This is a genomic window from Chryseobacterium sp. ON_d1, assembly GCF_006829085.1.
Lineage (GTDB): Bacteria > Bacteroidota > Bacteroidia > Flavobacteriales > Weeksellaceae > Chryseobacterium.
On sequence record NZ_BJTC01000011.1, the window covers coordinates 129,955 to 148,404 of the forward strand.

Sequence of the window (18,450 nt, forward strand, 5' to 3'; positions counted from 1 at the left end):
ATGGTTTTTTGTTGATTTAAAGATACTAAAAAAGTGAGCGGGTAAGCTCACTTTATGTATTGTTCATTCTGATTATGGGGTAATGATCAACGGATCAGTGATGATTATCGGATCAGGAAAAGGCTCAAGAACCAGGGGTTTGCACATGGCAGCCGGTTGACAGGTTCCCCCCATGCATATAAAATTGGTCATTGTGGTAGTACCGTCAGGACATCTGATCATGCCTTCACCATGACATCCTCCGGGACATTCTGCCGGATACAGCGTTCCTCCGAACACATCTTTCAGTTCTGCTCTCAAAAGTTTTGTAAAATTCATTTTTTTCATGAGATTAATTTTTAATTATAGTTTGGTTGGTAACTCGCTCACAATTAAATAAGTAAGTTGAATCACTCAATAGCTAAAGTAATTAAATTAATTCATTGATGCAAGAAATATTTATATGTGTTTATTAGTAATTATTTGAAATATAATGCTTTAATGTGTAGGTTGAGTGTTTGATTTCCAGTAAAGAGAGGTGTGAAAGGGACGTGAAGATTATATGAAAGGTTATCTCTTTATTTTTTATTTGCATAAGAAGTAAACTTGATTTTATTTTCCTTAATTTCAAGAATACAGGGCTGGGGATGCTGAATATAAATTTTCTGATGAGTTTCTGATTCCTTTATAATGATGGGCTCATCAGAAAAAAAGTCCTTATCAATTTCCTGTATTGTATAGAATTTGTTATTTCGAAGCTCTGAAATTGTAGCTCGTGTATTGTGAGAATTTGATAGAATTGAATATAATTTTTGTTTATATACAAAGCTTGACATTATAATGACTCCAGCAGTATCTATCAATGCTTTTGTTCCTTGTGAGGAGCGGGATTCGTATTCCCTTGTAATAATACTAGGATGATAAAGAGGAATTTTAGTAGTCTGTTCCATTTTTTCAGGATCAGTAATTTCTAGAATATCTGAACTGCCAAAAAGATGTGACATGGAACTTGATATATAATACTTATTATTAATTTTATTTACAGAAACAGGGCAGTTGGCTTTTGCGTAATATATTTTTCCTGATTTTTTATTTTTAAAATAAACAGTTCCTCCCCATTCTCCCGAACAGGTTTTCCATATTTCATATTGGGTATCGCTATAAAGAAATCCGGCGGGAGGTAAATCTTTTAATTTTTTAAGATCATCAAAAATGTCTATGTCAACCTTCTCAGTGGTAAACTCAAAAATAGCTGGCTGTTTACTACAGCTTTGCATAAATAATAATGAGATAAGTACGAAAAGTATTTGTGCTTTATTTTGTTTAAGGATTTTCTTTTGCAATTTCACCATGATGTTTAAGGTACAAAGGCAGGGCTGCGGAACCATACCAAGGAAAGATTTCGTAATTGAACACACCGGCCTGAACTGCCGGATCTGTTTTTACCCACTGTTCGGCTTCTTCCTTAGATTTCGTATTGAAGATAAACATACCGCGGTAATTCTCTTTATTCTTTTCAAGAAAAGGTCCGGCTACAACAATTTTACCTTCATTGGCCAGTTTGCCGATATTGGTCATATGGCCTTTCATCAGTTCGCTCATTTGGGCTTTGTCTTCAATCTTGGCAGTGCCTGTTGTCAACATGACCACTGTATAGGGCCTCATTCCATACTTATCTGCACCTAAAGAAGTTGCCAGTTCCTGATTGAATTTCGGTTTCTCTGCTTTCTGCTGGGCAAAAATCAGTCCTGTAGCCAGAACGGTAAGTATGAGTGAAATTTTTAGTTTCATATTTTAGTTTTTAATTCTTAAAAACTCTTTAGCCAGCTCGATCATTTTAGGATCCCCCGTATATTTGCCATGCTCATCGGAAAGCTTTACCGTAGGGATCCATTCTTTATTAGGGGCCTGCACACCGATCAGCTTCATGACAATATTCATTGGTTTTAGTCCTACATCGTTAGTAAGATTGGTCCCTATTCCAAATGAAATGCCGATTTTTCCTCTGCAATAGTTAGTAATTTCTTCTACCTTTTCAAGATTCAATGCATCCGAAAAAATAATGTATTTAAACATAGGATTAATACCGTTTCTTTGATAGTGGGCAATGGTCTTATCTGCAAATTCAAGGGCATCTCCACTGTCGTGACGTACGCCATCAAAAAGCTTTGCAAATTTTTTATCGAACTGCTGGAAGAAAACATCGGTAGTATAAGTATCGGACAAAGCCACTCCAAGATCTCCTCTGTAGACATCTACCCAATGTTCCAGGGCCATTTCGTTAGCCATTTTGAATCCGTATTCAGCAGCATGAAACATAAACCATTCGTGAGCATGCGTTCCAATGGGTTTTACCCCATATTTCATTGCAAAATGAACATTTGAGCTTCCGATAAAAGTAGAATCCTTTTTCTGAGTCAAGGCTTCCATTACAAGATTCTGTACCTTATAAGAATGTCTTCTTCTGGTTCCGAACTCTGCAAAGGTTACTCCAAGTCTGCCTAATGAGTCCGCTTTTTCAATCGTTTTGCTCATGACCACTTCATTAGAATCTCTTTCCATGTGGTTCATTTCATAATGCAGTTCACTGATCAAAGCAAGCAGCGGAACCTCCCAAAGGATGGTTCTGTACCAAAGTCCTTCAACAATAACAGAAAGATCACCTCCCTCCTGATGAATTTTCACTTCAGACGGGTCGTAATGATAGCCTTCCAAAAAATCAAGGTAGGGTAGATCTATATAAGGACATGTTCTTGCCATGAACTTTTTTTCATCTTTCGTAAGTTTAAGTTCGGCCATTTTATTCACAGCTTCTCTTAAAGCAACGTCAAATCCTTCCGGGAAGTGATGTTTTCCTCTATTGATGAATTCGTACTTTACAATAGAGCTGGGAAATAATTTTACCACAGCATTCTGCATCGTTATTTTATAAAAATCATTATCCAGGATAGAATTCAGTCTTACGTCGTTCATAATATGTGTAATTTTAACGCAAATATAAAAATAAAAAATAAAATCGCCTAAATGTAAGGCGATTTTTTTGAAATATTTCCATGCTTTTGATGGAGTTATTTTCCAAGATAAGAATTGTACATCCAAACTTCTTTCTCCTGTTCTGTAATATAGTCGCTCATCTGAGAGTTGGTACCTTCATCTCCTGCTTCATCGGTAATATCCAAAAGTTCTCTCTGCAGATCAATCACTACTTTGAATGAACTTAAAATCTGCTCAACACTTTTGGTGCCATCTGTTACTTCTTTGCTTTCTTTGATGGTTGCTACCTTTAAATAATCTGAATAGTTATGAGCCGGTGTTGCTCCTAATGTCAGAATTCTTTCTGCAATTTCGTCAATTTTTAATACAAGACTGTTGTATAATTCTTCGAATTTGGGATGAAGGGTAAAGAACTGCTCTCCTTTGATGTTCCAGTGTGAACCTCTTGTATTCTGATAAAATACAGAGTAGTTGGCTAACAGTACATTTAATTTTTCTGAGATCTTTTTGCAGTCGGCTTCTTTAAGGCCAATGATACTAGCATTTTTCATATGTATATATTTATTTTTCTAAAGTTAATTAATCACCGGTTTTATTCTGATAGAATGAAATATTGATTCTGTGGTGATTGAATAAGTTGATCATTGATATCTCAAATTTACGAAATATCGTGCCGAACATAGCTGATTGTTAATAGATGATAACTATGAGGAAATTTTTAAATATAGTTTGGATATATCGGATGGATTTGTGGATGATTATACAGATTTCATAATTATTTAATACTCATTTTTAAAGCTCAAGAATAACTTCTTTTTGGTTTCTTTTCCGCATGTATATTGTGCTTCCCTGATTGCCACATTGAAATGTCTTCTATTTTTGATGTAAGTATTTGATTTTAATTTTTATATAAGTATTTGCAGATTAAAAAAATATTCCTATTTTTGCACCCTAAAATAAAAAGCAATTAAATGCCTACTATTCAACAATTAGTAAGAAAAGGAAGAGCCACGCTTGCCAAGAAGAGCAAATCGGCTGCCCTTGATTCTTGTCCACAAAGACGTGGTGTATGTACGAGAGTATATACTACTACACCTAAGAAACCTAACTCTGCACTTAGAAAAGTAGCAAGGGTAAGACTTTCTAACGGTAAAGAAGTGAATGCCTATATCCCGGGCGAAGGACACAATCTTCAAGAGCACTCGATAGTATTGGTTAGAGGCGGAAGGGTGAAAGACCTACCGGGAGTACGTTACCACATCGTAAGAGGTGCATTAGACACAGCTGGTGTAAATGGAAGAACACAGAGAAGATCTAAGTACGGAGCTAAGAGACCTAAACCAGGACAAGCAGCAGCTGCTCCTGCAAAAGGAAAGAAAAAGTAATCATTAAATAAGGTACAAAAGCAATGAGAAAGACAAAAGCGAAAAAAAGACCGTTGTTACCAGATCCGAAATTTAATGATCAATTGGTAACGAGATTCGTAAACAATTTAATGCTTGACGGTAAGAAGTCAATCGCATTCAAAATTTTCTATGATGCATTAGATATCGTAGAAACTAAAAAAGGAGATAACGAGAAAACTGCACTTGAAATCTGGAAAGATGCACTTACAAATGTAATGCCTCACGTAGAAGTACGTTCTAGAAGAGTAGGTGGAGCTAACTTCCAGATCCCTATGCCAATCAGAGCTGACAGAAAAATTTCTATGGCAATGAAATGGTTAATCAAATATTCTAAAGCTAGAAATGATAAGTCAATGGCTTTGAAATTAGCTAACGAAGTAGTAGCTGCTTCAAGAGAAGAAGGTGCTGCTTTCAAAAAGAAATCTGATACTCACAAAATGGCGGAAGCTAATAAAGCTTTCTCACACTTCAAATTCTAATCTGAAATGGGAAGAGATCTTAAATATACAAGAAATATTGGTATCGCTGCTCACATTGACGCAGGTAAGACTACCACTACAGAAAGGATTCTATTCTATACAGGGGTAAACCACAAAATTGGAGAAGTTCACGATGGTGCTTCTACAATGGACTGGATGGAGCAGGAAGCAGAAAGAGGTATTACTATTACTTCTGCAGCGACTACTTGTTCTTGGAACTTTCCAACAGATCAAGGAAAACCTGTTGCTGAAACTAAGCCTTACCACTTCAACATCATTGATACACCGGGACACGTTGACTTCACAGTAGAGGTAAACAGATCTTTAAGAGTATTGGATGGATTGGTATTCTTATTCTCTGCAGTAGATGGAGTAGAGCCTCAGTCTGAAACAAACTGGAGACTTGCTGACAACTACAAGGTTGCTAGAATGGGATTCGTAAACAAAATGGACAGACAGGGTGCTGACTTCCTTAACGTGGTAAACCAGGTTAAAGAAATGTTAGGATCTAACGCAGTTCCAATCGTTTTACCAATCGGTGCTGAAGAAGATTTCAAAGGGGTTGTTGACTTAATTAAAAACAGAGCGATCATCTGGGATGAAGCAGGACAAGGAGCTACTTTCGAAGTAGTGCCAATTCCTGAAGACATGAAAGATGAAGTTCTTGAATATAGAGAGAAATTAGTTGAAGCTGTTTCTGAGTATGACGAAACTTTGATGGAGAAATTCTTTGAAGATCCGGATTCAATTACAGAAGAAGAAATCAATGCTGCATTGAGAGCTGCAACTATCGATTTATCTATTATCCCAATGACTTGTGGTTCTTCATTTAAGAACAAAGGAGTACAGTTTATGTTAGATGCAGTATGTAAATACTTACCATCTCCATTGGATAAAGATGACATCAAAGGTACTGATCCAAGAACTGATGCTGAAATTACAAGAAAGCCATCTGTAGACGAGCCTTTCGCAGCTTTAGCATTTAAGATTGCTACTGACCCGTTCGTGGGAAGATTAGCATTCTTCAGAGCTTACTCTGGAAGACTGGATGCAGGTTCTTATATCTTGAACACTCGTTCAGGTGATAAAGAAAGAATCTCAAGAATCTATCAGATGCACGCTAACAAACAAAATCCGGTAGAATATATTGAAGCTGGTGATATTGGTGCTGCGGTAGGATTCAAGTCTATCAAAACTGGTGATACAATGTGTGATGAGAAAAACCCGATCATTCTTGAATCTATGGTTTTCCCTGATCCGGTAATTGGTATCGCTGTTGAGCCTAAAACTAAAGCTGACCAGGATAAAATGGGTAACGCTTTAGCTAAATTGGCAGAAGAAGATCCAACGTTTACTGTTAGAACTGACGAAGCTTCTGGACAAACGATCATCTCTGGTATGGGTGAGCTTCACTTAGATATCATTGTTGACCGTATGAAGAGAGAGTTCAAAGTTGAAGTAAACCAAGGACAGCCTCAGGTAGAGTACAAAGAAAACTTAACAAAAGTTGCCAGCCACAGAGAGGTTTACAAAAAGCAATCTGGAGGTAAAGGTAAATTTGCTGACATTGTATTTGAACTAGGACCTGCAGACGAAGGTAAAGTTGGTTTAGAATTCATCAATGAGATCAAAGGTGGTAACGTTCCTAGAGAATTTGTTCCTGCAATTGAAAAAGGATTTAAAGCTGCAATGAAGAACGGTCCATTGGCTGGTTTCGAAGTTGAAGGTATTAAAGTGGTTCTTAAAGATGGATCTTTCCACGCAGTGGATTCTGATGCTCTTTCATTTGAAATGGCTGCTAAATTAGGATTTAAAGAAGCGGGACGTGCTGCTAAGCCAGTAATTATGGAGCCTATTATGAAACTGGAAGTTGTAACTCCTGAAGAATACATGGGTAACATCATTGGTGACCTTAACAAGAGAAGAGGTACTATCAGTGGTCAGGAAGAGAAAAACGGTGCTGTTGTAATCAAAGGTTCTGTTCCACTTTCTGAAATGTTTGGATATGTAACTACTCTAAGAACACTTTCATCAGGAAGAGCTACTTCTTCTATGGAATTAGAGAAGTACCAGGCTACTCCACAAAACGTTGCTGAAGAAATCATAGCTAAAGCAAAAGGTTAATTTTTAAATTAAAGAAATGTCACAAAGAATCAGAATAAAACTAAAATCTTACGATTATAACTTGGTAGATAAGTCTGCTGAGAAAATCGTAAAAACGGTAAAGGCTACTGGTGCTGTTGTAAACGGACCAATTCCATTACCAACTAACAAGAGAATCTTCACAGTGTTGAGATCTCCGCACGTAAACAAGAAAGCAAGAGAGCAGTTCCAACTTTCAGCTCACAAGAGACTAATGGATATCTACTCTTCTTCTTCTAAGACTGTTGATGCTCTAATGAAATTAGAACTTCCTTCAGGTGTAGATGTAGAAATTAAAGTGTGATAAATGCATACTTTGCAATGATTATAGCATCCGTCCCTTTTAGGGGCGGATTTTTTTATGATATTATCTGGCAGAATAGAGCAGATTTGTGGTTGGCAAATCTGCTTTTTTTGTATTATACTTTTTTTAACCATATAAAGTCTGAAGAATAATACTTCTAACGATTGACGAGAACTGTTTCATGGTTTTAAAGGCTCCTCATTGCTGATTAATGATCTGATAATTACAGTACTTTTTAGGGTGACATAAGTCAGATTCATTTGTTTATTTAGAATTAATAAAAATAATAATTTTACAAAAAATTATCAGATGAATAAAGTAGTATCCTTTTCTCTACTAGTATTAGGTGGGGTTCTTGCAAACGCACAGAAAGCAAATGATTCAATTAAACACAAAAAAATTGATGAAGTAGAACTGTTCGGTGATAGAAAGAAACAACCAGAAGGGCTTGAAGCTATTACAAGACTACCATTGAAACCGAGAGACCAGATCCAGAGTATTTCAGTAATTTCTTATAAAGTAATCGAAGATCTGGGAGGGCTTACAGTCACTGATGTTGCTAAAAATGTTCCCGGTGTTACTCAGTTTGGTAGCTATGGAGGAATCAGAGAAAGTATGTCTATCAGAGGTTACAGAGGAGTTCCTGTTCTGAAGAACGGAGTACAGATGGATTCTGACTTCCGTACCGGAGCGATGCTGACTGATATGCAGGGAGTGGAAAGTATTCAGGTGATCAAAGGATCTGCTGCAGTTACTCAAGGTATCGGTGACGGATTGGGTTCTGCAGGAGGAGTGATCAATGTAGTGACCAAGGTGCCTAAATTTATAGATCAAACCAATGTTGGATTCAGATATGGAAGCTGGGATTTCTACCGACCTACAGTGGATTTCCAGAGAGTACTTGATTCACAGGGAAAAATTGCAGTACGATTGAATGCTGCTTATCAAAATAACAATAGCTTCAGAAGATTTGTTAATACAGAACGTATTTATGTAAACCCATCCATTGCTATCCGTCCCGATGATAAAACTGAAATCGTTGTAGAGATGGATTATATGCATAATAATACCACTCCGGATAGAGGTACGGTAAACCTTGCAAAAGGAGATACTGAAGCCATCTATAATATGACCGGAAGAAAGTTTCTTGGTTTTTCAACTGACAATGCAAAAATTGAAACATTCAATTTCTCTACAACAGCAACTAGAAAGTTGGGCAATAACCTGAAGTTGAGAACAGCATTTATGAGCTCTTCTTATCAGTCTGAGATTATTGGTGCTGCTCTTGCACCTCTGGATCGTAAAAATCCAAATGAATTCCGTGACAGAACTTTGACAAGATCAGACAGAGAAGACTTAAATAAAGTATTTCAGTTTGATTTCATCGGAACTGACGTTAAAACCGGATTCATGAAACATACTTTCCAGGTAGGTTTCGACTGGAAGGAATCTAATGTGACTACTACTTCTTATGATGCTAAGAAAGTAGATCGTATCAATGTTCTTAATGATATCAACAACATTCTGCCTTCCGGCATCGATGGTAATAATTTTGACTTGGCAAAGAAAAATCCTATTGTCAATACCATAACACCTACAATGGGGTTAATGGCTCAGGATGTAATTACTTTCAATAAATATATCAAAGCTCATCTTGGTGTTCGTTACAGCAGATTGATCGGTTCTGATAAAGAAAAAGATTTCGCATGGAACCCCTCATTAGGAATTATGATATCGCCTATTGAAAACATGAATATTTTTGGTTCTTATACCAGTACTACTTCTTTGAGAAGCTCAAATAATCCATTATCAGGAGGCGGAACCGTAGGTGCCTCTACAACCAAACAATGGGAAGCCGGAATGAAATCTGACTGGCTTAATGAAAGATTGAGATTTAATGTTACCCTGTTTAGTATCAACACAGACAATCTTTCTTATGAAGTAATGGGGAACAACGGACAGGGATTGGGAGTATACGCTCTGGCAGGTGAGTTGAAAAGAAAAGGAATGGAAGTGGAATTGATTGGTAAGATTCTTCCAAATCTACAGGTAATGACGGGATGGGCTTATGTAGATGCTCAATATAAGGACAGTCCTTCCTTTGTAAATGGTTCAGCACCAATTAATACGCCTAAACATACTGCCAATGCATGGCTGAATTATAAATTTAACAGTGGAGCTCTTGATGGATTTGATATCGGAGCAGGAATTTATTATGTAGGAAACAGGCCTGTTGATGATTATAAGCAGGAAGTTGTCATTGACAATGGCCATGTAAACGGAACCCAGCCGGGAGAAAGACCGTTCAATATGCCGAATTATACAACTGTAGAAGCTCAGGTAGGCTATTCGTTCAAAAACGGATTGGGAGTAAGAGGATTCTTAAATAATATTTTTGATTCAGTAGGATATAATTCTTATTTCAGAGGAGGATATATCGATCAGATCCAGCCGAGAAACTTTGCGGTACAGATAAACTACAAATTCTAACTCAAAAAAATAGTATGAAAATTACCAGAACAATATTCTTAATATTGATTGCAGGAGCTGCTTTAGCGTCATGTTCCGAAGAACATTTGTCCGAAGAAGAACTGAAAACAGCCAGGGAAAATATTGAAAAACATTACAATAATCCTAAAAGCATATACTCCTGGGGTAACATTTCTCCCTGGAAGGATCACTGGAATAATACATTTTATCCAAAAACTTTTTCGCCTGCTCAAATCGGAAAGAGTATGATAGCAGAAGAGAAGCAAAACCTTGAAAACCGTTTTTCAGGAAAAATTAAATAATATATTTCACACATTCATATCAATTTTAATTAGAAAACATTAAGACAGAGTATTGTCTTAATGTTTTTTGTTTCTATTTATTACTCCTTATTCCTGTTAATTTTTATACATTTATTATGTTAAAAACAAAAGATTATGGGACATACAGGAAATCATTTTTTTGAAAAATTTTCAAACTGGGCTGTAAAATTTACAGGAAGTCCACATGCTTTTATGGGAGCTTTCATTATCGTTTTGGTATGGGCAGCTACCGGTCCTCTCTTTGACTATTCTGAAACATGGCAGTTGGTCATCAACACCGGAACCACCATTATTACATTTCTGATGGTATTCCTTATTCAGAAGGCTCAGAATAAAGATTCAAAAGCAATACAGATTAAGCTGAACGAAATTATTGCTGCCCACGAAAAAGCCAGCAACAGAATTGTAGATATTGAAGATCTTACAGAAGCAGAACTGGACCAGCTTCATTGCTATTATGAAAGACTTGCCCAACTGGCGAAAAAAGATTATGACATCCATACTTCCCATTCTATTGATGCTGCCCAGAGAAATCAGGATTACAAGTATGAATTCTTCAAAAGAAAACACGAAGAATGGATTCAGAAGCAGGAACAAAAAAAGGAATCGAATTGATTCCTTTTTTATTTCTATACTTTACAATAGTTATCTCATGAAATAATTAAAATAACTACAGCTTCCCATTAGACTCTTCGTTGTTTCGGTATCGGAATACTGTGCTTTCAGCTGAGCGAAATAGGTTCTGTATTTTTGATTTTTAAGTTGGTCCATTTCCTTTTGGCGGGCATCTTCTTTCTCAGACCATTTTGGATCAGAATAATCAAAATCTTTTGGTGCCTTCGCTTCATACTGGTAATATTTACCTTGCTCAGCGCTTGCCATCTGGAACAGGATTCTTGCTTTCTCTTCCTTGTTGTTTGAAAGTTGAAGTGCTTTTTGATAATAATTAATTGAAAGATCAAAATTATCAGGTTCAATGTATGAAGTATCGAGGAAGTTTTTGTAATAATACTGGTAAGGATTCTTTCTGTCTGTGTTCCAGAAGTCATATTTGCCTCCGTTGCTGTTGTCAATATCCATCACAAACAACTGGCGGTAATATCCTAAGATAGAAGTATTGTACAATAGATTTCCGATAAGCTGATTCGCCTTTGCTGCCTTTTCACCCGTTCCGGATCCAATCTTCTTAAGCTGAATCAATGCATCGGCAAGCTCAAGTTTATTCATGCTTGTTTTGATGAAAGGGAAGTCGGTATAATTTTCTGCTTCCATACTTTCGTTTTCAGGACTTCCAAAACTTTCCCATACATTATGCCCGAATACAAGATTGGGAATATTTTTAAATCCGTTGTATTCCGCAGGAGCATACTGTTTAGCTGTAACAGTCTCTCCTTCTTTTTCTGTCCATTCATAATTCTGTCTTGGAATACCGGCAAAGTTTTTTGCTTTTTCATAATAAGACTTCGCCTTTTCAAAATCCGCAAGTCTCATGGCTCTGTCTCCATAAATTGTATTGAAAAAGGCATCAATATCACCTACACTGTCCATATTTTTAGCAATGATCTGCTGTTCAAACTGGGTTTTATTAGGTTTTCTGTAAAATGCTTCCACGCTCTTCACCAGACTTGAGTTCGGGTTATATTGCAGATCCGAAAGCTTATTGTTCATCAGGAATGATTTTCCATCTTCACCCTGAAGGAAATAGCGGTTGGCGAGCACATCTTTAAGGAAATCAGCAGTAGACGGTACTTCACCATAATAATCAAAATTATCAGTTGTGGCAGTATCCTTTTCTACCTTTTTCTCTACGAAATATTCCGCATAATCTTTCATAAGATGATCTTCATATGCTGCATCAATTCTTGGCTGGGAAACGATATCATTCAGAACCTTCATTCTTTTGATCTCTTCCAGATATTCAGGATTGGTGGTTTTGATATCGGTAAGGATTTCCGTACTTCCTTTGTAATCTTTTTTAAGGAATTTAAGGTAAGCATCTGCAATCTGCCAGAACTCATCCTTAGACTTTTCTTTGGTTTTGTCAGTGAACTTCTGAAGGTCATCAAGATAGTCCTTCATTTTGTCATCATACCCATAACTGGAAGTGGTGTAGAACGGAATTCTGTTTGGGTTATCCAGTAACTCATCATCACTCTGATCTGTTTTACTTCCATCAGCGGATTCTTTTTTAGATCCCCCGAACAGGTTTTTAAAGAATCTTACAATTTTTTGCCAGAAAGAAAGCTTTTCTTCCTTTACTTCAGTTGTGGAGGTAGCTTTATCATCCTTTGAAGAGACATTGTTATCTGCTTTTCCTCTTTGTACATAAGGACTTTTAGCTGCATCAGAATTGTAGTAATACACTGGAAGGTAACTCCTTTCCAATTCATTGATGCTTCTTGCAGCCATTACCTTCAGAATCTCAGAATCAGGATTGATCTCATACATCTTTTCCATCGTAGGAATCGGGTTGTTGAAATCTTCATACCCTAAAAGGAAATAGGCCATATTCTTTTCTTCATTCGTTCCGGCTCTTTTCATGATATTGCTGAAAGAAGCAGTATCTGAAAGCTTCATAGAAACAAAAGCAGATTCCTTGCGGTCTTTGCTGTTCATGAATACCTGAAAGAAATTCCAGTTGGCATCGCTGTTCATTTCCAATCCTCTTTGTGCCCCGGCCAACTGATCAAGAGCCATGAAATATACCGTTCCTTTTAATTTGACAGGCGCAACATAAGTTTTGAAAGCCTGTACAGCAGAATCGTAATTTCTGGTATAATGATTCAGACGTACCAGCTGATATCCGTAACGCTGCTTGACTTCAGGATTCCTTGCTGCATTATATAAAGATGTTAGTGCAGCAATAGTTTTAGGGTAATCCAGAGCTGTCGCATTTTTTCTGTTTGCATCTCTGTCGTAGTAAAATGAATTTTCACTTTCGATGTAATTGATGCTCATATAAGGCTCAAGATATTTGGCTTCAATCAAATAATCAATCCCTTCCTTATATTTCTGATAAAATCCTGTGCCTAACTTTTGTAAAAGAGGATTTGCCGGATTCCCGTTCTTTAAGGCATTCAGATCATTCATACTTACTTTGTACACCAGGTTCCGGGTTTCAGAATAGCTTAGCTGATTGTTGAAAAACTTTTTCCATGTTTCAACGTTGTCATCAGGAATCAATGCCGGATTGTAACCTCCATAAAACCTGCTTGAATAGTTGTGCAGAAAGGGAAGATAAGCTTTGTCTTTAATGATTGTTTGTGTAAAAAGGTTGAAGTAATCATAATCAGGATCCGACCATGCGCAGGCATCAGATTGGGTATAGAAAAGTGATACAACCGCAAGTGAAAGAATATACTTTTTCATAGGGTTTGTAGTGTTTTTTTAGTTTATAATATTGTATGATATGGTTCAGGCTGGCTGATCTCCATCTGCCGGAGATTAAAATTTACGGTCTGACACAAATTTACTATCTAATTGATAATAAATAATATTAAAATGGGGTATTTTTTTCTGCAGAAAGCTGATAACTTCTTCAAGCTGTTCTTCAGATATTTCCTCAACTTTTATTTTAAAGCCCTTGTTTAAATAACTCCCAAAGTAGAAACCATCCTTCAGAACTTCAGCTTCATGATCAGATATCCTTTTAAAATCAGTGTTTTCCAGATCTCGTTTTGATAAAGCATTAATCAGTTTGTGCTTACCTAAATGGTTGGTGATAATTCCCCAGGAGTAAATAGGGAGTGCCACCTCAATTTTTTTGATTGGATAGTCTTCCATTTTTGAAAGATAGCTTTTCAGGATATTGACATCCAGAATTGAATTCTTATCAGATTTTTCCAATGGCGATGATGTGGAATAACACATCAGATAGACTTTCTCCACGGGAGGAATTCCGGTCTGTTTTTTATCCTTTACCTGATGAAGGCGAAGGGTGCAGGTGATTTCTTTTCCTGAAATTCTTTTCAGTTCTTTCAGAAATTTAAAATAATCATTTCGTGTCCCGGCGGTCCAGTCGCAGTCGATCTGAATTTCATTATTGGTTTTCAGCTGGTACTCTTTGGTTTTCTTTTGAATCAAAAGATGAATGCTTTCTGCAAGAAACCTGATTTCCTCTGCAGAAATGCCCAGTAATGTCTGATTGGTTACAAAAACCGTCGGAACAATTTGCTTATTGAAACGGAAACTCTGGTCTTTGGTAATCACTGCCACCGGCTGAAATTTCCCATTGACTTTATTTACATCAAAGAATCTGGTATATAAATAAGGAACTGTTGCTTTTTCCAATGCTTTCTTTTCTGCATGGTCAAGCTTCAGTTTGGTTTTCCAGTAATAAAATGTATAAGGATGATTCTCTTTCCTGCTGCATGATACCATAAGAAAGAGAAGAAATAGAAATAAAATTTTTAAATGTTTCATTGGTGTAAATCACCCTTCAAAATTAAGGATATTTTAGCAGACTATAAACCGTAAAATCCCGGTGATTGGCAATTATAGGTAGAAGCAAAGAACTTCGTATTGTAATAGTATGATTTGTTCAAATGCAGCAGGTTGTATAACTATTCCCTTCCTATGGAGGTGCCAAATTTATAATTTGACGGGGTGGTTTTGACAAACAATAAAAAACCACCCCAAATGGAGTGGCTTTTTTTATATATTATTTACTACTTGAAAAATTCACTTTCACAGGTGCAGGTCTCTTTAGTGATACTTTCACTGGATGAACAGCAGCCATCAAGATTCTTTACATTTCCATTTTCGTCGGTAAGGTAGATTTTTTCTTTGTCGAATTTTACGAAAAAGGTTTCCTCATATTTTTTAAAAACAATCTTCATTACCTTGCCAGGAGAATACTTTCCGGCATTGATTTCTTCTGTTGTTTCTTCTCCGTTAGCCTGATTGATCTGAACATATCCAAAATGTACATCACCATTGCTTTTTACATCCAGATAATAATGAGGGGTGCCAGTGCCGCTATATCCTTTCAAAATGTCAAAATTCCGGTATCCTATAAAGGGAACCTCTGTCTGCTGCGCTAATGTGAAAATGCTGATGCACAGAATTATTAAACTGAAAAACTTTTTCATAGATATTTTTTTCAAAAGTAAATATATTCTGGCAAATAGTAAGCCGTAAAATCCCGGTTATTGCAGTTCCGAAGAACTTCAGAATCAAAATGTGAATAATCTTCTGATCAGAAAAGAAAGTAATGACAAAGCCACCCCGGATGGAGTGGCTTCTCTGTAGTTTAGTATCAGATTAAAAAACAGTTGCGGCAAGCTGAATTCTTGCAAACTTATTGGATGGATTCCACATGGCCATCATGAAGACCGGAAGGCTGTAATGATCTGTGATCTTTACTACTTTTCCTGCTTTTACCCCTACATTGACAATGTCGAAACTGTTTTTACCGTTGCCATATAAAAAGGTTTTGTCATTGAGAGCAAAACCTGCTCCTACAAATGCATCCAGGTTTACTTTTTGCCCTTTAATAACAGGATAGCTTGCCTGAACGTAAGTGGAGTATCTGTTTTTCTTATAGCTTCCGTCAGGTTCCAGAATAACTTCTCCGGCATTGGCTCCTCCGTACAGCATGATATCAGCTTCAATATTGATCGGGAACGAAGGTCCGAAAGTATAATTGGTTCTTAAATCAATAATATGGGCAGTCCTTCTCTGCGAGTAACTGAAGATATCATCTGCGGCTACAGCAGTATTGATATTACGGGAATTGTAAAGATCCCATAAGCCGATATAAAAACGCCCGTCGGAATATTGAACATAATAATTGATCTCTTTATAATGGGTGTTATCCATATCATCCGCTAATGCAGAGGCTCCCCAGATTCCTACTTTCCATCTTTTCTCCGCATCCAGAGCGTATGACAAATTCCCCATCACTACAGGTTTATCCGTAATAATAAGCCCTCTCCATAAGTGATTGTTCTGAATGTTGGCTGTAAAATCAAGCCTGCCTTCTTTGGTTTCCTTGGTTTCACCACTTTCCTGTGAAAATAATCTCCCTGTGCCTAGAGCAAGTAGGAAGATTCCCTTTAAGATTTTTTTTATCATCAGTATTATTTTAAAAATCCGTATAAAACTGCTGCGATAATAGCTCCTGTAATTGGCCCTACTATAGGGATCCAGGCATATCCCCAGTCACTGCTTCCTTTTACAGGCAAGATGGCATGCATAATTCTTGGAGCAAGATCTCTTGCCGGGTTAATGGCATATCCTGTAGTTCCTCCCAGGGATAAGCCGATTGCCCAAACCACAAATGTAACAGGAATAGCTCCGATGGAACCAAGGCCTACTTTTGCACTTGGGTCTGCCTGTAAGGAAATACTGGGATCTGCAAAGTAAAATACACAGAATACCAATACAAATGTTCCGATAATCTCGCTGATAAGGTTGGAAGACGTTTTTCTGATAGCCGGACCTGTACTGAAACATGCCAGTTTTGCGCCTTCATCTTCCGTAATGGCAAAATGATCTTTGTGAAAGAGCCAAACAAAAAATGCGCCCAGCATTCCTCCAATCATCTGTGCTGCGATATAGGAGGGAACCAGATCCCACGAAAATTTTCCTGCTGTCGCAAGACCAATGGTAACAGCCGGATTCAGATGGGCCCCACTTACTGGCCCAGCAACGGTTACTCCCACAAAAACGGCCAATGCCCATGCGGTAGTAATAACAATCCATCCGGAATTATTTCCTTTCGTATCTTTCAAGACAACATTGGCTACAACACCGTTGCCTAACAATATTAGAAGCATCGTACCGATAACTTCTGCAATAAATGGGGTCATATAAGTTTTTTTTGATAAGTGAGTTAATCTTCTATCCAGCTTTGTGCGCTTTTTACAGCTTTCTTCCAGAAATGGGTCATTTTATTTACCTGCTCCCTGTCCAGTTGAGGGTGGAAGTCCTTGTCTACAATCCATTGTTCCTGGATTTCGTCTATACTTTTCCAGTATCCTACTGCAAGTCCTGCAAGGTAGGCTGCTCCAAGAGCTGTTGTTTCCAATGTTTTTGGTCTTGTTATTTTGAATCCGAAAAGATCAGACTGGATCTGCATCAGAAGGTCACTTGCAGAAGCTCCGCCATCTACTCTTAACTCCAAACTTGCTCTTCCGGAATCTGCTTCCATCGCTTTTACAATCTCATAAACCTGAAATGCAATTCCTTCCAGGGTAGCTCTTGCAATATGGGCGTCTGTAGTCCCACGGGTAATTCCCACAATGGTTCCGCGTGCATACTGATCCCAGTAAGGTGCGCCAAGTCCGGTCAATGCAGGAACGAAATAAACACCTCCGTTGTCTTCTACAGAAGCAGCCAATTCGTTCACCTGCTCAGAAGAATGAATGATTTTAAGACCGTCTCTCAGCCATTGAATAGCCGCGCCTCCTACAAAAACACTTCCTTCCAGTGCGTAATTAACTTCTCCGTTGATTTTCCAGGCTACGGTGGTAAGAAGATTATTTTTAGAAGAAACAGCTTCCGTTCCTGTGTTCATTAATAGGAAACATCCTGTTCCATAAGTATTTTTTACCATTCCCGGAGTGGTACACATCTGTCCGAATAAGGCAGCCTGCTGGTCACCGGCAATACCGGCGATCGGAATTTTGGTAGAGAACAGGGTAGTAGCGGTCTCTCCATATATTTCGCTGCTCTGCTTTACTTCCGGAAGAATGTTTTTAGGGATGTTGAATAGCTCTAATAAATCATTGTCCCATTCTAACGTGTGAATGTTCAGAAGCATGGTTCTGCTGGCATTGGAAACATCAGTGATAAACATTTTTCCACGCGTCAGTTTCCATACTAGCCAGGTGTCAACAGTTCCAAAACATAATTTTCCTTCTTCAGCTTTCTGTCTTGCTCCTTCTACGTTATCAAGAATCCATTTTAACTTGGTGGCTGAAAAGTAAGCATCCAGGACAAGTCCTGTTTTTTCTTTGATCGTTTCTGCATGTCCCTGCTCTTTCAGTTCATCGCAGTATTTTGAAGTTCTGCGGTCCTGCCATACAATAGCATTGTAGATCGGTTCACCGGTTTCTTTATCCCATACAATGGTGGTTTCACGTTGATTGGTAATTCCGATAGCGGCAACTTCCAGTCCGGAGATTCCTGCTTTCGCTATCACTTCTGCTGCCACAGAGATCTGTGATGACCATATTTCATTCGGATCATGTTCTACCCATCCCGGAGTAGGGAATATCTGTCTGAAATCTTTCTGAGATACATATTTGATTTCTCCACTATGGTTGAAGAGAATCGCTCTGGAGGAAGTTGTTCCCTGGTCTAGAGCGAGGATAAGCTTTTCATTCATG

18 protein-coding genes are annotated in these 18,450 nt (G+C 37.7%); 7 read left to right on the forward strand and 11 right to left on the reverse strand.

Annotated features, from left to right (window positions below; genetic code table 11):
* Positions 1-72: 72 nt before the first annotated feature.
* From CRS_RS17655 to CRS_RS17675, 5 genes are all read right to left on the reverse strand, one after another.
* A complete protein-coding gene (locus CRS_RS17655; RefSeq protein WP_142725322.1) occupies positions 73-327 on the reverse strand; it encodes a hypothetical protein in 255 nt (84 codons plus the stop codon).
* Between the two features lie 230 nt (positions 328-557).
* Entirely contained in the window at positions 558-1,322 is a 765-nt protein-coding gene (locus tag CRS_RS17660) for a hypothetical protein (protein ID WP_142725323.1), read from the reverse strand.
* The gene (locus CRS_RS17665; protein ID WP_142725324.1) at positions 1,303-1,770 is read right to left on the reverse strand and encodes a YciI family protein; all 468 of its coding nucleotides are present in this window, start codon (positions 1,768-1,770) and stop codon (positions 1,303-1,305) included. Before CRS_RS17665 ends, CRS_RS17660 begins: the two co-directional genes overlap by 20 nt.
* A 3-nt stretch (positions 1,771-1,773) precedes the next feature.
* Entirely contained in the window at positions 1,774-2,952 is a 1,179-nt protein-coding gene (gene pncB / locus CRS_RS17670; protein WP_142725325.1) for a nicotinate phosphoribosyltransferase, read from the reverse strand.
* Between the two features lie 95 nt (positions 2,953-3,047).
* Positions 3,048-3,524, reverse strand: a complete 477-nt coding sequence (locus CRS_RS17675; RefSeq protein ID WP_079240229.1) for a Dps family protein — start codon at positions 3,522-3,524, stop codon at positions 3,048-3,050.
* Between the two features lie 420 nt (positions 3,525-3,944).
* On the opposite strand from CRS_RS17675, the gene rpsL reads away from it, so the two are divergent.
* The 7 genes from rpsL to CRS_RS17710 all read left to right on the forward strand — a co-directional run bounded on the left by rpsL (position 3,945) and on the right by CRS_RS17710 (position 10,732).
* Positions 3,945-4,358 (forward strand): 30S ribosomal protein S12, encoded by a 414-nt coding sequence (rpsL, locus tag CRS_RS17680; protein WP_002983146.1) that lies wholly within the window; start codon positions 3,945-3,947, stop codon positions 4,356-4,358.
* Positions 4,359-4,381: 23 nt separating this feature from the next.
* Complete coding sequence (rpsG, locus tag CRS_RS17685; RefSeq protein ID WP_062673583.1) at positions 4,382-4,858, forward strand: 30S ribosomal protein S7; 477 nt, start codon at positions 4,382-4,384, stop codon at positions 4,856-4,858.
* Between the two features lie 6 nt (positions 4,859-4,864).
* Positions 4,865-6,982 carry an elongation factor G gene (gene fusA / locus CRS_RS17690; RefSeq protein WP_142725326.1) on the forward strand — a complete coding sequence of 706 codons (2,118 nt, stop codon included), beginning with the start codon at positions 4,865-4,867 and terminating at the stop codon, positions 6,980-6,982.
* A 16-nt stretch (positions 6,983-6,998) separates the two neighbouring features.
* Complete coding sequence (rpsJ, locus tag CRS_RS17695) at positions 6,999-7,304, forward strand: 30S ribosomal protein S10 (RefSeq protein WP_002661363.1); 306 nt, start codon at positions 6,999-7,001, stop codon at positions 7,302-7,304.
* Positions 7,305-7,613: 309 nt separating this feature from the next.
* Complete coding sequence (locus CRS_RS17700; protein ID WP_142725327.1) at positions 7,614-9,794, forward strand: TonB-dependent siderophore receptor; 2,181 nt, start codon at positions 7,614-7,616, stop codon at positions 9,792-9,794.
* A gap of 14 nt (positions 9,795-9,808) precedes the next feature.
* The gene (locus tag CRS_RS17705; RefSeq protein ID WP_142725328.1) at positions 9,809-10,096 is read left to right on the forward strand and encodes a hypothetical protein; all 288 of its coding nucleotides are present in this window, start codon (positions 9,809-9,811) and stop codon (positions 10,094-10,096) included.
* A gap of 135 nt (positions 10,097-10,231) precedes the next feature.
* The gene (locus CRS_RS17710; protein WP_142725329.1) at positions 10,232-10,732 is read left to right on the forward strand and encodes a low affinity iron permease family protein; all 501 of its coding nucleotides are present in this window, start codon (positions 10,232-10,234) and stop codon (positions 10,730-10,732) included.
* A gap of 30 nt (positions 10,733-10,762) precedes the next feature.
* Here the strand turns inward: CRS_RS17710 and CRS_RS17715 are convergent, their stop codons facing one another.
* From CRS_RS17715 to glpK, 6 genes are all read right to left on the reverse strand, one after another.
* Positions 10,763-13,486, reverse strand: coding sequence for a hypothetical protein (locus CRS_RS17715; RefSeq protein WP_142725330.1), 2,724 nt, complete (start codon positions 13,484-13,486; stop codon positions 10,763-10,765).
* Positions 13,487-13,561: 75 nt separating this feature from the next.
* The gene (locus CRS_RS17720) at positions 13,562-14,539 is read right to left on the reverse strand and encodes a hypothetical protein (protein ID WP_142725331.1); all 978 of its coding nucleotides are present in this window, start codon (positions 14,537-14,539) and stop codon (positions 13,562-13,564) included.
* A 245-nt stretch (positions 14,540-14,784) separates the two neighbouring features.
* The gene (locus tag CRS_RS17725; protein WP_142725332.1) at positions 14,785-15,207 is read right to left on the reverse strand and encodes a hypothetical protein; all 423 of its coding nucleotides are present in this window, start codon (positions 15,205-15,207) and stop codon (positions 14,785-14,787) included.
* A 172-nt stretch (positions 15,208-15,379) separates the two neighbouring features.
* Complete coding sequence (locus tag CRS_RS17730; RefSeq protein ID WP_142725333.1) at positions 15,380-16,192, reverse strand: hypothetical protein; 813 nt, start codon at positions 16,190-16,192, stop codon at positions 15,380-15,382.
* Between the two features lie 5 nt (positions 16,193-16,197).
* A complete protein-coding gene (locus CRS_RS17735; protein ID WP_308463718.1) occupies positions 16,198-16,968 on the reverse strand; it encodes an MIP/aquaporin family protein in 771 nt (256 codons plus the stop codon).
* Positions 16,953-18,449 (reverse strand): glycerol kinase GlpK, encoded by a 1,497-nt coding sequence (gene glpK / locus CRS_RS17740; protein WP_142725335.1) that lies wholly within the window; start codon positions 18,447-18,449, stop codon positions 16,953-16,955. Before glpK ends, CRS_RS17735 begins: the two co-directional genes overlap by 16 nt.
* Position 18,450: the final 1 nt, after the last annotated feature.